This window comes from Microbacterium sp. SA39 (genome assembly GCF_000967865.1).
Lineage (GTDB): Bacteria > Actinomycetota > Actinomycetes > Actinomycetales > Microbacteriaceae > Microbacterium.
Map to the genome: position 1 here is coordinate 77,522 of NZ_JXRU01000030.1, position 12,912 is coordinate 90,433.

13 protein-coding genes are annotated in these 12,912 nt (G+C 66.0%); all 13 read left to right on the forward strand.

The features are described 5' to 3' along the window. Positions 1 to 141: 141 nt before the first annotated feature. The 13 genes from ftsZ (at position 142) to dnaE (ending at position 12,894) form a co-directional block, all read left to right on the forward strand. Positions 142 to 1,287 (forward strand): cell division protein FtsZ, encoded by a 1,146-nt coding sequence (gene ftsZ / locus RS85_RS06265; protein ID WP_046012580.1) that lies wholly within the window; start codon positions 142 to 144, stop codon positions 1,285 to 1,287. Then, entirely contained in the window at positions 1,284 to 1,994 is a 711-nt protein-coding gene (locus RS85_RS06270; RefSeq protein ID WP_200894795.1) for a YggS family pyridoxal phosphate-dependent enzyme, read from the forward strand. Before ftsZ ends, RS85_RS06270 begins: the two co-directional genes overlap by 4 nt. 42 nt (positions 1,995 to 2,036) lie before the next feature. Further along, a complete protein-coding gene (locus RS85_RS06275) occupies positions 2,037 to 2,510 on the forward strand; it encodes a cell division protein SepF (RefSeq protein WP_046012581.1) in 474 nt (157 codons plus the stop codon). 3 nt (positions 2,511 to 2,513) lie between these two features. Further along, positions 2,514 to 2,810 carry a YggT family protein gene (locus tag RS85_RS06280; protein WP_046012582.1) on the forward strand — a complete coding sequence of 99 codons (297 nt, stop codon included), beginning with the start codon at positions 2,514 to 2,516 and terminating at the stop codon, positions 2,808 to 2,810. 152 nt (positions 2,811 to 2,962) lie between these two features. Then, on the forward strand, positions 2,963 to 3,577 hold the full coding sequence (locus RS85_RS06285) for a DivIVA domain-containing protein (RefSeq protein ID WP_046012583.1): 615 nt from the start codon (positions 2,963 to 2,965) through the stop codon (positions 3,575 to 3,577). Positions 3,578 to 3,586: 9 nt separating this feature from the next. After that, positions 3,587 to 4,255 (forward strand): signal peptidase II, encoded by a 669-nt coding sequence (gene lspA / locus RS85_RS06290; RefSeq protein WP_046012584.1) that lies wholly within the window; start codon positions 3,587 to 3,589, stop codon positions 4,253 to 4,255. Positions 4,256 to 4,257: 2 nt separating this feature from the next. Beyond that, complete coding sequence (locus RS85_RS06295; protein ID WP_046012585.1) at positions 4,258 to 5,178, forward strand: RluA family pseudouridine synthase; 921 nt, start codon at positions 4,258 to 4,260, stop codon at positions 5,176 to 5,178. 70 nt (positions 5,179 to 5,248) lie between these two features. After that, positions 5,249 to 5,848 (forward strand): GNAT family N-acetyltransferase, encoded by a 600-nt coding sequence (locus RS85_RS06300; protein WP_046012586.1) that lies wholly within the window; start codon positions 5,249 to 5,251, stop codon positions 5,846 to 5,848. Between the two features lie 31 nt (positions 5,849 to 5,879). After that, positions 5,880 to 6,488, forward strand: a complete 609-nt coding sequence (locus RS85_RS06305) for an RNA polymerase sigma factor (protein WP_046012587.1) — start codon at positions 5,880 to 5,882, stop codon at positions 6,486 to 6,488. Positions 6,489 to 6,646: 158 nt separating this feature from the next. Continuing rightward, a complete protein-coding gene (locus tag RS85_RS06310; RefSeq protein WP_152642344.1) occupies positions 6,647 to 7,579 on the forward strand; it encodes a hypothetical protein in 933 nt (310 codons plus the stop codon). 41 nt (positions 7,580 to 7,620) lie between these two features. Then, positions 7,621 to 8,226 (forward strand): RNA polymerase sigma factor, encoded by a 606-nt coding sequence (locus tag RS85_RS06315; RefSeq protein ID WP_052703449.1) that lies wholly within the window; start codon positions 7,621 to 7,623, stop codon positions 8,224 to 8,226. Positions 8,227 to 8,341: 115 nt separating this feature from the next. Next, on the forward strand, positions 8,342 to 9,286 hold the full coding sequence (locus RS85_RS06320; RefSeq protein WP_152642345.1) for a hypothetical protein: 945 nt from the start codon (positions 8,342 to 8,344) through the stop codon (positions 9,284 to 9,286). A gap of 89 nt (positions 9,287 to 9,375) precedes the next feature. Beyond that, complete coding sequence (dnaE, locus tag RS85_RS06325; protein ID WP_046012591.1) at positions 9,376 to 12,894, forward strand: DNA polymerase III subunit alpha; 3,519 nt, start codon at positions 9,376 to 9,378, stop codon at positions 12,892 to 12,894. Positions 12,895 to 12,912: the final 18 nt, after the last annotated feature.

Below are 12,912 nucleotides of genomic sequence, written 5' to 3' on the forward strand. Positions count from 1 at the left end.
GGGCGCGCGGGCATGCGGCGCTTACCTTCGATTCAGGGAACGCAATACCGGGAAATACTTTACACCTCTAGTTGAGGTTTAAGGTTCACCCCCACACTTTCTCGACAACGAACGCAAGGCTCGACTAATCGGAGGCCGGCCATGAGCCAGAACCAGAACTACCTCGCCGTGATCAAGGTCGTCGGCGTCGGCGGTGGCGGCGTCAACGCCGTGAACCGCATGATCGACCTCGGCCTCCGCGGAGTCGAGTTCATCGCCGTGAACACCGACGCGCAGGCGTTGCTGATGAGCGACGCCGACGTCAAGCTCGACGTGGGACGCGAACTGACCCGCGGCCTCGGCGCCGGCGCTGACCCCGAGGTGGGTCGCCGCGCGGCGGAGGACCACGCCGAGGAGATCGAGCAGGCGCTGACCGGCGCCGACATGGTCTTCGTCACCGCGGGTGAAGGCGGTGGAACCGGAACCGGGGGCGCCCCCGTGGTCGCGCGCATCGCGAAGTCGATCGGCGCTCTCACGATCGGTGTCGTCACCAAGCCGTTCTCCTTCGAGGGCCGCCGCCGTCAGAGCCAGGCGGAGGCCGGCGTCGCGAAGCTCAAGGAAGAGGTCGACACCCTCATCGTGGTGCCGAACGACCGCCTGCTCGAGATCAGCGACCGCGGCATCTCGATGATCGAGGCCTTCGCGACCGCCGACCAGGTGCTCCTCGCCGGTGTGCAGGGCATCACCGACCTGATCACGACTCCGGGCCTGATCAACCTCGACTTCGCCGACGTCAAGTCGGTCATGCAGGGTGCGGGCTCCGCGCTCATGGGAATCGGGTCCGCGCGCGGCGCCGACCGCGCCATCAAGGCCGCAGAACTGGCGGTCGAGTCGCCGCTCCTCGAGGCGAGCATCGAAGGCGCGCACGGCGTGCTGCTCTCGATCCAGGGCGGGTCCAACCTGGGCATCTTCGAGATCCACGACGCCGCCGATCTGGTCAAGGAAGCGGCTCACCCCGAGGCCAACATCATCTTCGGTACCGTCATCGACGACACGCTCGGCGACGAAGTGCGCGTGACCGTCATCGCCGCCGGCTTCGACGGCGGCGAGCCATCGCTTCGTCTCGACCCGATGGTCGTGTCGCGGCCGGCGGCTGCGATGCTGCCCGAGGTCAACCTCTCCGATGCGGCCGAGCCGACGAAGAGCGAGAGCTCTCGGCCGGAGCCCGTGCAGCAGCGCGTCCCGGCCACCAGCATCGAGCCGGCGTTCGCGGATGATGATATCGACATCCCCGAATTCCTGAAGTGACGCAGGGGCCGGACGAGGCGCAGCAGCAGTCCGCGCTGGCCGCGCGGCTGTCGGCGATCGATGAGCGTATCGCCGATGCCGCGCGCCAGGCGGGCCGCGACCCTGCGGAGTTGACGCGGATCGTCGTCACCAAGTTCCATCCGGCCTCTCTCGTGACGCAGTTGCACGCTCTCGGCGTGCGGGAGGTGGGGGAGAACCGGCAGCAGGAGCTCTCCGCCAAGGAGGCCGAGCTGAACGCACTGGATGTCCGCTGGCATTTCATAGGCCAGGGGCAGACGAACAAGGCCGCTGCGATCCGGCGGAGCGCCGACGTGGTCCACTCGGTCGACCGCAGCCGGTTCGCCGACGCCCTGCACCGCGCCGCGGAAGGCGACGACATGCTCGACGTGCTCGTGCAGGTCAACCTCACCGACGATGCCGGGAGAGGCGGCGTGGCGCCTGCTGAGGCACCCGCCCTCGCCGAGCACGTCCTCTCTCTGCCGTCCCTCCGACTGCGCGGCGTGATGGCGGTCGCACCACTCGACGAAGAACCCGCCTCCGCTTTCGCGCGTCTGCGCGGCATCGCCGACGAGTTGCGCACGGTCGCGCCTTCGGCCACCTGGATCTCCGCAGGCATGACCGGCGACTTCGCCGAGGCGATCGCCGCGGGCGCGACACACCTGCGGATCGGCTCCGCAATCACCGGCCCCCGACCCGAGCGGGGTTAACCTGTGAAAAGACCACCCCAAACGTTCGAACCGGAGGACACGATGGGTAACCCGCTGAAGAAGACCATGGTGTATCTCGGCCTCGCCGACGAGGAAGAGGTCTACGAGGAGGAGACGCAGGCCCCGGCCCGCGCCCACCGCGATCGCGACCGTGAACGCGAAGAGCCGGCGCCGGCTCCCGTCACGCCGCTGCGACGCCCCGTCGCCGTTCGCCAGCCGGCTGCCGGCACGGTGAACGAGATCCTCACGGTGCACCCGAAGCAGTACCGCGACGCCCAGCTGATCGCGGAGAGCTTCCGCGAGGGCGTCCCGGTGATCATCAACCTCTCCCAGATGAGCGACGCCGACGCGCGTCGTCTGATCGATTTCGCCAGCGGCCTCTCGCTCGGCCTCTACGGACGCATCGAGCGCGTGACATCGAAGGTGTTCCTGCTGTCGCCGGAGAACATCGCGGTGTCCGGGCACGGAGGAATCGCGCACGCAGACGCCGAGTCTGCGGGCTTCGACCAGTCGTAGCCCGTGGAGCTGGTCTCCGTCGTCGCCAGGATCGTCCATCTGGCGCTCCTGCTCTACGTCTTCGTGCTCTTCGCGCGGCTGATCCTCGACTACATCCCCATGTTCAACCGGGAATGGCGTCCGAAGGGCTTCGGCCTCGTCGTCGCTGAGGCCGCCTACACGGTCACAGATCCGCCGATCCGGTTCTTCCGGCGGATCATCCCGCCGTTGCGGATCGGCTCGCTGTCGCTGGACTTCGGGTTCGCCCTCACGATGCTCATCGTGCTCGTCCTGATGAACATCGTCGGGCTCTTCATCTGACCCGCGACTTCTCGCGCTGGGGGTGTCGCGACATCGCGACGCAAACGCGCGGGGACTATGCTGGCACGGAGGTGCGCGCCCCGGGTTCGCGCCACATCACGACCATGCCATCATCGAAACTGGCAACCGAACTCATCGAAAGAGGAGCCATCATGGCACTTACCCCGGATGACGTCGTCACCAAGCAGTTCCAGCACGTCCGCTTCAAGGACGGCTTCGACCCTGACGAGGTGGACGACTTCCTCGACGAGATCGTCATCGAGTGGCGCAAGGCCCTCGAAGAGAACGTCGAGCTGAAGGCCAAGCTGGCCGCTTACGAGTCTGGCGCAGCCCCAGAGGCCGCCGAGACCACCGCTGCTGCCCCTGCGGCGCCGGTCGTCACCGAGGCGCCTGCTGCGCCGGTCGCCGAAGCCCCGGCGGAGCCTGCTCCCTCCGGATCCGCCACGGCGACCGCCGGCATCATCGAGCTCGCACAGCGTCTGCACGACGAGCACGTCGCCGAGGGTGAGGCGAAGCGCAATCAGCTCATCGCCGATGCCGAGAACGAGGTCAACCGCATCCGCACGGAGGCCGAGGCCAAGCAGCGCGAAGAGGCGGCGCGCCTGGAGCGCGAGCGCAACACGCTCGAGGCCCGGATCACAGAGCTCCGCAACTTCGAGCGCGACTACCGCTCGCAGCTGCGCGGCTACATCGAGGGTCAGCTCCGCGACCTCGACGAGAAGTCGGCTTCGACGGACTCCACGCCGGTCTCCGCGATCGGTCTGTAAGGCGCCCTCTTGTCAGGACGCCGTCCCCTTCGTCGGTCGGCGGCCGGTGCGATCGTTGCGATTCTCGCAGCGGTCGTGCTGGCCGCCGATCAGTTTGTGAAGCACCTCACTGTCGAGAATCTCCCTCTACACGAGGTGGTTCCCGTTCTCGGTGAGTTCCTTCAGCTGTACTTCATCCGCAACTCCGGCGCGGCCTTCTCGCTCGGCAGCGGAGTCACCTGGATCTTCACCATCGCTCTGAGCGTCGTCGCCGTCATCATCATCTGGAAGGCGTTCAACCTGCGCTCTCGGTGGTGGGCTGTCGTTCTCGGCGTGCTGCTGGGTGGCGTTCTCGGCAATCTGACCGATCGCCTCTTCCGCGAGCCGGGCTTCGGCAACGGCCACGTCGTCGACATGATCTCCATGCCCTGGATGATGCCCGCGATCTTCAACGTCGCCGACATCTTCATCGTGACGGGCATGATCTCGGTCGCGCTGCTCGTTGTGCTCGGCCTCCGTTTCGACGGCACCCGTGAGCGGGACCATCAGCATGCGGTCGTCGAGACGGACGAGGATGCCGAAGCCGTCGCGATCGCGGCAGAGGAGTCGGAGCGCGATGTCGTGACGACGAATGCTGCGGACGACGGCGCAGGCGTGGCGCCCACAGACGAGACGCCGTCCCCCTCGAGCGGTCGCTGATCGTGGAGTCACGGTCCCTTCCCGTCCCGGATGGCATGGACGGCGAGCGCGTCGATGCCGCCCTCGCGCGAATGCTCGGCTTCTCGCGCACTTTCGCCGCCGATGTGGCATCGGCCGGGGGCGTGCAGCTCGACGGAGTGACTCTCGACAAGTCCGACCGCCTGCGTGGCGGCGCCTGGCTCGAGGTCGAGTGGCAGCCCAAGGAGCCGCCGAGGATCGTTCCGATCGCCGTGCCCGACCTCGGCATCGTGTACGACGATGACGACATCATCGTGGTCGACAAGCCTTCCGGCGTCGCCGCTCATCCCTCCGTAGGATGGGAGGGGCCGACTGTCATCGGGGCCCTCGCCGCCGCCGGTTTCCGGATCGCGACGAGCGGGGCGGCCGAGCGTCAGGGCGTGGTCCATCGCCTCGACGTCGGGACGAGCGGGCTCATGGTCGTCGCCAAGACGGAGAGCGCGTACACGGCGCTCAAGCACGCGTTCAAGGAGCGCACGGTCGAGAAGATCTATCACGCGGTGGTGCAGGGACACCCTGATCCGCTCACGGGGACGATCGAAGCCCCGATCGGACGGCACCCCAACCATTCCTGGAAGTTCGCGGTCGTGCCCGACGGCAAGCCCTCGGTGACGCATTACGAGACGCTCGAGGCTTTCCCGGGTGCCTCCTTGCTCGAGATCCACCTTGAGACCGGCCGCACGCATCAGATCCGCGTGCACATGGCGGCACACCGGCATCCGTGCGTCGGCGATCCGCTCTACGGTTCCGATCCCACGCTGTCCGCCCGCCTCGGTCTGACCCGCCAGTGGCTGCACGCGCATCAGCTCGCGTTCGCGCACCCCGCGACGGGGGAGTGGGTGCAGTTCGAGTCGCCGTACCCGGCGGACTTCCAGCACGCCCTCGCCGTGTTGCGCGGCGAATAGCCCGGGCGGGCTTGGGTCGCTGAGCCTGTCGAAGCGCGACGATGTCTCCGGTGTGCGCCACACTGGGCGCATGAGCATCGAGGTGCGGCCGGCGATCGAGTTCGACGACGTGGCGACGCTGGTCGGTCCGAAGAACCCGACGTCGAACGTCTGCTTCTGCCTCAGCTACCGGATCGGCAACAAGGAGAACGTCGCCCTGAAGGGTCCGGCGCGGACCGATCGGGTGCGCGAGCTCTGCCATCAGGATCCGCCGCCGGGTGTCATCGCGTACCTCGATGACGAGCCGATCGGCTGGGCCGCGCTGCATCCGCGGAGAGAGACGAGTTTCGTCCGCAATCGGCTCATCCCGCAGGTGGACGACCTCGATGTCTGGTCCCTCTGGTGTTTCCGTGTGCGGCCGGGATACCGCAAGCAGGGCATCTCGCATGCCCTGATCGAAGGGGCGGTCGCTTACGCGCGAGAGCGCCGGGCGCCGGCGATCGAGGGATACCCGGTCGACAACGGTGGGGCGAAGGTGAACCTCACGATGGCCTACGTCGGAACCCGGAGTCTGTTCGAGAACGCCGGGTTCACCAAGGCGTCCGACACGGGATCAGTCCTGGACGGCTTTCCGAGGGTTCTGATGCGTCTGGATCTCACGGATACGACGAAGTTGCCGAAGAAAACGTGAACCCTTTGCCTGCGCACGGACAATACACAGCGTGAGCACAGACAGCGAGATCATTCGACGATCTTTGGACCATCCGCCAGCCTTCGCCGAGCTTTTCGATCGACATTCGCGCGTGGTGAACGCCTTCGCGTCGTATCGGGTCGGGCGGCATACCGCGGAGGACGTCCTGAGCGAGACGTTCCTCGTCGCCTTCCGGCGTCGCGCGGACTACGACGTCGGCGTCGAGTCAGCCGTGCCCTGGCTGCTCGGCATCGCGTCGCGACTGATTCGTCGGCATCGCGCGGTGGAGGCGAAGCACTGGCGTTCGTTCGCGGCCGCGGTCACGGGTGAGGAGCACTCCTCGGAGGGTGGGGTCGACGACGCGATGATCAGGCTCGACGCGGAACGTGAGGTCCAAGGGCTGCGGGCGCGCATCGCCGCACTCGCGCCGAAGGATCGCGAAACCCTTCTGCTCTACGCCTGGCAGGGTCTGACCTACGAGGAGGTGGCCGCAGCGCTCGGGGTCCCGGTCGGGACGGTCCGTTCACGGTTGAACCGCGTGCGAAAGCGCTTGGACCCGGTGCGCCGGGCTCAGGCTCTGGCGAAGACACAGACACAGATGCAGATGCAGTCAGATCACTCAGCAGGGAGAGTCCGATGAACGTTTTCGAGAAGGTGCAGGAGACGCGTCCGGAGATCGACGGAGCCGACGAGAACATCTCGGCGGCGCGTGCGCGACTACTGACAGAGATCCACGCGGAGAAGCGCCCGGCGCGATCGCGTGCTGCACGACGTCCGTGGATCATCACGGTCGGTCTGGTGGGCGCGGCTGCAGCGGTGACGGCAGGAGTCCTCGTTGTCGGCAATCTCACGGCGCCGATGACGGGCGGAGGCATAGAAGCCATCCCGACGGTGGCGCCGAAGCCCTCGGCGGAACCCAGCCCGGAACCGACGGTCGAGCCGTTGACGGTGCAGTCGGTTCTGTCCGGAGCCGCGAACACGACCGCGTCATACCCGGCCCCTGTTGCGGGGCCGGGGCAGTACCTCATGATCGACCACCAATCGCAACAGCTTGTTCTCTATGCGCCTGGCGACCTCAATCCTTCGCGCGCCGAAGCGACGGCCGGCTGGACGGTGACGTCCTCGTACACCACCTACATCCCCGCGAATCGATCTGACGAATGGGTTGAGGTGTTCCGCCCGGACCGACAGATCGTCGACCTCTTCGGCGAGGAGGCTGGCGTGCAGTCGCAAGCTTGGCTGGAGCAGTTCAGCGGGATGACCGATCCCATCATTCGACGCTATGAGGGCGGGCTGCCGAATGTGACCGACGTTCCGTTCGGGTCGGATGCGCACTATGCGCAGCTGCCACGCGATCCTGCCGCGCTCATCGACTGGATTCGGGACTACTCAGGAGCAACCGCGGGCCCTGACAGCGATGCCATGGTGGTGGGGTTCCTCATTCAGGAGTTGCAACTCAACGCGGCGCCGGCCGACCTGCGGCCTGCGATGTACCAGGCTCTCAGCATGATGCCGAACGGCGTCGTTCTCGGCACAGTCGGCAATGTGGTCACGCTCTCGTTCCCGACGTACGCTGCGAACGAACGCTGGGACTCGATCTCGATCGACACCAGCACAGCGCTCGTCACGAGCAGCTCCTTCACGCTCGGCTCTGGCGGGACGATTGTGCCGGACGGCGTGCCCAACCACCTGGTCTCGCAGACGGTCACAGTCGTCGATGATGCTCCATGACGAATTTTGAACCATCCGCGCGTTCTGGAGCAATACATAGCGTGAGCACAGACAGCGAGATCATTCAGCGGTCGCTCGGGCAACCCCGAGCCTTCGCCGAACTGTTCGATCGGCACGCCAGGACGGTGGGCGGGTACGCCGCCCGCCGTCTCGGCCCCGATGCGGGCGAGGACATCCTCAGCGAGACGTTCCTGGTCGCGTTCGCGCGACGGAAGTCGTTCGATACGTCGTGGGATTCGGCGCTTCCCTGGTTGTATGGGATCGCCTCCCGGCTGATCCGGAAACACCGTGCCAAGGAGGCCAAGCACTTCCGGTCGAGCGTCGAGTCCGCGCACCGCGAGGAGCACATCTCCCAGGGCGACCTGGAGGCGACGATCGCTCGTCTCGATGCGGAGATCTCGACCCGCGAGCTGGCCCCGCGCATCGCCGCCCTGTCGAAGAAGGATCGAGAGACGCTCCTGCTCTACGCCTGGGGCGATCTGACCTATGAAGAGGTCGCGGTCGCCCTCGGGGTTCCGGTCGGGACGGTCCGATCACGGATGAACCGCGTGCGGACTCGGCTGGACCCGGCCAGAGCGATCATCCGAGAAAAAGTCGTGAACGAGAAGGAAGGAGCGGTCGATGGACGTTTTCGAGCGCGTGCGTGAAGTCAACGCGGGAACGAGCCTGACAGAGGACCGGATCATCGGTTCCCGCATCCGGCTGCTGCAGGGAATCGACGACAGCCGGCTCGCGGAGCGCAAGCGCCTGACGAAGCGGCCGATGTTCCTGATCGCGGGAGCGGTCGCGGGAGTGGCTGCGGTGACGGCGGGGGTCGTGGTCGTCGGTCAGCTCACGGCACCTGCTCCGACTCCGCAGGTGGAAGCGATTCCGGTACCTACCGCCGATCCTCGTGAGCCCGGCCAGACGATTCCGAAGCCTTCACCGACGTCCGGCACAACGATCACGGAGCCATTCCCCGGAACGACCCCGCAGGCGGGGCAGATGCTGCGCATCACAGGGACAGCGGAACGGATCGTATACCGCACCGGTTACGCCGATGTCTACAGCTATCCCGCGTCAGTATCGAATCCGCCCATCTCGGCGGCGTTGATGCGGAGCTACAGCACAACCGACGTCCCTGGTGATCGCGCCGGTGAGTGGGTGAGCAGATACGGCCCTCAGAGCGAGCGCCTCCAGATCTTCGGTCAGGACAACGAGGTGGTGAGAATGACCTGGGACACCATGGTGCCATACAGCCCAGGTGTCACCGAGCTTCGATCCACCGGCGGACTGGAGTACGGAGATCTGCCCTCAATCGGCGGCCCGACGTACTACGATCAGCAGCCCCGCGACCCACAGGCGCTTCTGGACTACTGGTACGACTTCTTCTCTGAGGCGGGAGACAGTCGGGAGGACTCGGTGATGATGGAGATTCTGAGCGTCCTCCACTCGAACTACGCACCGGCTGACATGCGCGTGGCGTACATCGAGGCTCTCAAGGTCTCGGGTCGGGCGGCAATCGATTCCACAAGCGGTTCGATCGTCACGTACGCCGTGGATTTCGATCAGATAGACGCGCGAAGGGAGACCATCTCGATCGACATGAACACGGGATGGGTGACGGAGTACACGCAGAAGTACGTCAAGGACGATGGGGGGCTCGTTCCCGCCGGAGTTCCGGACATCCGCGTGAGGATCGAGACCACGATCATGGACGCGCCGTAGTCCGTACCCACGTCATCTGCCCCGGCACCGATCCTGGTGCCGGGGCTCTTCGGCGCCCGACGTCGGATGCCGAAAGTAGACTCGAAGGCATGGCATCCGACTCCTTCGCCCACCTCCATGTGCACAGCGAATACTCGATGCTCGACGGTGCGGCGAAGATCGCGGCGATGACCCAGGCGGCCGCCGATTACGGGATGCCGGCCATCGCTGTGACCGATCACGGAAACACTTTCGCCGCCTTCGAGTTCTACAAGGCGGCCAACGCGGCGGGTGTGAAACCGATCATCGGACTCGAGGCCTACGTCACCCCGGGCACACACCGCAGCGACAAGTCCCGCGTGCAGTGGGGCTCTCCCGACCAGAAGAGCGACGACGTCTCGGGTTCCGGTGCGTACACGCACATGACGATGTGGAGCGAGACCACCGAGGGGATGCACAACCTCTTCCGGCTCAGCTCCCGCTCGAGCATGGAGGGCTACTACTTCAAGCCGCGCATGGACCGCGAGCTGTTGCAGACTTACTCCCAGGGACTGATCGCGACCACCGGATGTCCGTCGGGCGAGATCCAGACCCGTCTGCGGCTAGGCCAGTACGACGCCGCCCGCGCGGCGGCGGCCGAGTACCAGGACCTGTTCGGCAGGGAGAACTACTTCGCCGAGATCATGGATCACGGGCTGTCGATCGAGCGCCGCGTGATGACCGATCTGCTGCGACTCGCGAAGGACCTCAACATCCCGCTGGTCGGCACCAATGACTCGCATTACACCCACCAGCACGAGGCCGATGCGCACGAGGCGCTGCTCTGCGTACAGTCGGGTTCGACGCTCGACGACCCCAACCGCTTCAAGTTCGACGGCGACGGGTACTACATCAAGACGGCCGCCGAGATGCGGCAGCTGTTCCGCGACCACCCAGAGGCCTGTGACAACACGCTGCTGATCGCGGAGCGCTGCGAGGTCGAGTTCAACACTGCGGCCAACTACATGCCCCGGTTCCCCGTCCCCGATGGGGAGACCGAGGACAGCTGGCTCATCAAAGAGGTCGAGGTCGGCCTCCAATACCGCTACCCGAACGGCATTCCCGACAAGGTGCGCAAGCAGGCCGAGTACGAGACCGGCATCATCCTGCAGATGGGGTTCCCCGGCTACTTCCTCGTCGTCGCCGACTTCATCAACTGGGCCAAGGACAACGGCATCCGCGTCGGCCCGGGGCGTGGCTCCGGTGCGGGATCGATGGTCGCGTACGCCATGCGCATCACCGACCTCGACCCGCTCGAGCACGGCCTCATCTTCGAGCGCTTCCTCAACCCCGATCGCGTGTCGATGCCCGACTTCGACGTCGACTTCGATGACCGGCGTCGTGGCGAGGTCATCGAGTACGTGACCCAGAAGTACGGCTCGGAGCGCGTCGCGCAGATCGTCACCTACGGCACCATCAAGTCCAAGCAGGCGCTCAAGGATGCCGGCCGCGTGCTGGGCTTCCCGTTCAGCATGGGCGAGCGGCTCACCAAGGCGATGCCGCCGCCCGTGATGGGCAAGGACATGCCCCTCGACGGAATGTTCGACTCCTCGCATCAGCGGTACAAGGAGGCGAGCGAGTTCCGCGCCCTCATCGACACCGATCCCGAGGCGAAGACGGTGTTCGACCGCGCCCTCGGTCTCGAGGGACTGAAGCGCCAGTGGGGTGTCCACGCCGCCGGCGTCATCATGTCGTCGGAGCCGCTGCTCGACATCATCCCCATCATGCGCCGTGAGCAGGACGGCCAGATCGTCACGCAGTTCGACTACCCGTCGTGCGAGTCGCTCGGCCTGATCAAGATGGACTTCCTGGGGCTGCGCAACCTCACGATCATCTCGGACGCGCTCGACAACATCCGCATGAACCGTGGCGAGGAGCTCGACCTCGAGCATCTCCCTCTCGACGACCGCGGCGCCTACGACCTGCTGGGCCGCGGCGAATCTCTCGGCGTGTTCCAGCTCGACGGCGGCCCGATGCGCTCCCTCATGCGCCTCATGAAGCCCGACAACTTCGGTGACATCTCGGCGCTCATCGCCCTGTACCGCCCGGGCCCCATGGGTGCCAACTCCCACACGAACTATGCGCTCCGCAAGAACGGCGCGCAGCCGATCACGCCGATCCACCCCGAGTTCGAGGAGACGCTCGCCGACATCCTCGACGAGTCGTATGGCCTGATCATCTACCAGGAGCAGGTGATGGCGATCGCGCAGCGCGTCGCCGGATTCTCGCTCGGTCAGGCCGACATCCTCCGTCGTGCGATGGGTAAGAAGAAGAAGTCCGAGCTGGACAAGCAGTTCGAGGGCTTCCAGGCCGGCATGCACGCCAACGGCTACTCCGACGGCGCGGTCAACGCGATCTGGGAGATCCTGCTCCCGTTCTCCGACTATGCCTTCAACAAAGCGCACTCGGCGGCGTACGGCGTCGTCTCCTACTGGACCGCGTACCTCAAGGCCCACTATCCGGCCGAGTACATGGCCGCGCTCCTCACCAGCGTCGGCGACTCCAAAGACAAGATGGCGCTGTACCTGAACGAGTGCCGCCGCATGGGCATCAAGGTGCTGCCGCCCGATGTCTCCGAGTCGATCAACTACTTCGCGGCCATCGGCGACGACATCCGCTTCGGCCTCGGCGCCGTCCGAAACGTCGGAAGCAACGTCGTCGACGGCATTGTGAAGGCGCGCAAGGACGGGCGGTTCGACTCGTTCCACCACTTCCTCGATAAGGTGCCGCTGCACGTCTCGAACAAGCGCACGGTCGAATCCCTCATCAAGGCCGGCGCCTTCGACTCGATGGGAGACTCGCGCCGGGCCCTGATGGAGGTGCACGAGGATGCCGTCGAAGCCGCGGTGGATCGCAAGCGGAACGAGGCGCAGGGAGCGATCGGATTCGACTTCGACAGCCTCTACGACGGCACCGAAGAGGTCGCACCGGCCAAAGTCCCCGCGCGACCGGAGTGGATCAAGAAGGACAAGCTCGCGTTCGAGCGGGAGATGCTCGGCCTCTACGTGTCGGATCACCCGCTGGCCGGCCTCGAGGTCCCCCTCGCCAAGCACGCGTCGATCTCCATCCACGACCTGAACAACTCCGAGGACATGCAGGACGGAGACCAGGTCACGGTCGCCGGCCTCGTGACCAGCGTGCAGCACCGCGTCGCCAAGGCCAGCGGCAACCCCTACGGCATGATCACGGTCGAGGACTTCAACGGTGAGGTCACCGTGATGTTCATGGGCAAGACCTACATCGAGTTCCAGCACATCCTGCAGCAGGACTCGATCCTGGCGGTCCGAGGACGCGTCTCCCGGCGGGACGACGGGTTGAACCTCCACGCGCAGTCGGCGTTCGCCCCGGACGTCGGCTCGTTCGACGCCGCCGGCCCGTTGTCACTCGTCCTCGCCGAGCAGCGAGCCACGGAGCGCGTCATGAACGAGCTGGCCGAGATCCTGCGACGGCATAACGGCGACACCGAGGTCCTGCTCCGCGTGCACCGCGGAGGCAGCGCCAAAGTCTTCGAGGTGCCGATGCCCGTCAAGGTGTCGGCGGACCTCTTCGGTGACCTCAAGTCACTGCTCGGTCCCGCCTGTCTGGGGTGAGCAGGTAGGATCGTGAGC

Coding starts and splice junctions, on each gene's coding strand:
- dnaE (WP_046012591.1), top strand. CDS start 9,376: ATGGCATCCGACTCCTTCGCCCACCTCCATGTGCACAGCGAATACTCG.
- RS85_RS06275 (WP_046012581.1), top strand. CDS start 2,037: ATGGGTAACCCGCTGAAGAAGACCATGGTGTATCTCGGCCTCGCCGAC.
- RS85_RS06285 (WP_046012583.1), top strand. CDS start 2,963: ATGGCACTTACCCCGGATGACGTCGTCACCAAGCAGTTCCAGCACGTC.
- RS85_RS06320 (WP_152642345.1), top strand. CDS start 8,342: ATGTTCCTGATCGCGGGAGCGGTCGCGGGAGTGGCTGCGGTGACGGCG.
- ftsZ (WP_046012580.1), top strand. CDS start 142: ATGAGCCAGAACCAGAACTACCTCGCCGTGATCAAGGTCGTCGGCGTC.
- RS85_RS06300 (WP_046012586.1), top strand. CDS start 5,249: ATGAGCATCGAGGTGCGGCCGGCGATCGAGTTCGACGACGTGGCGACG.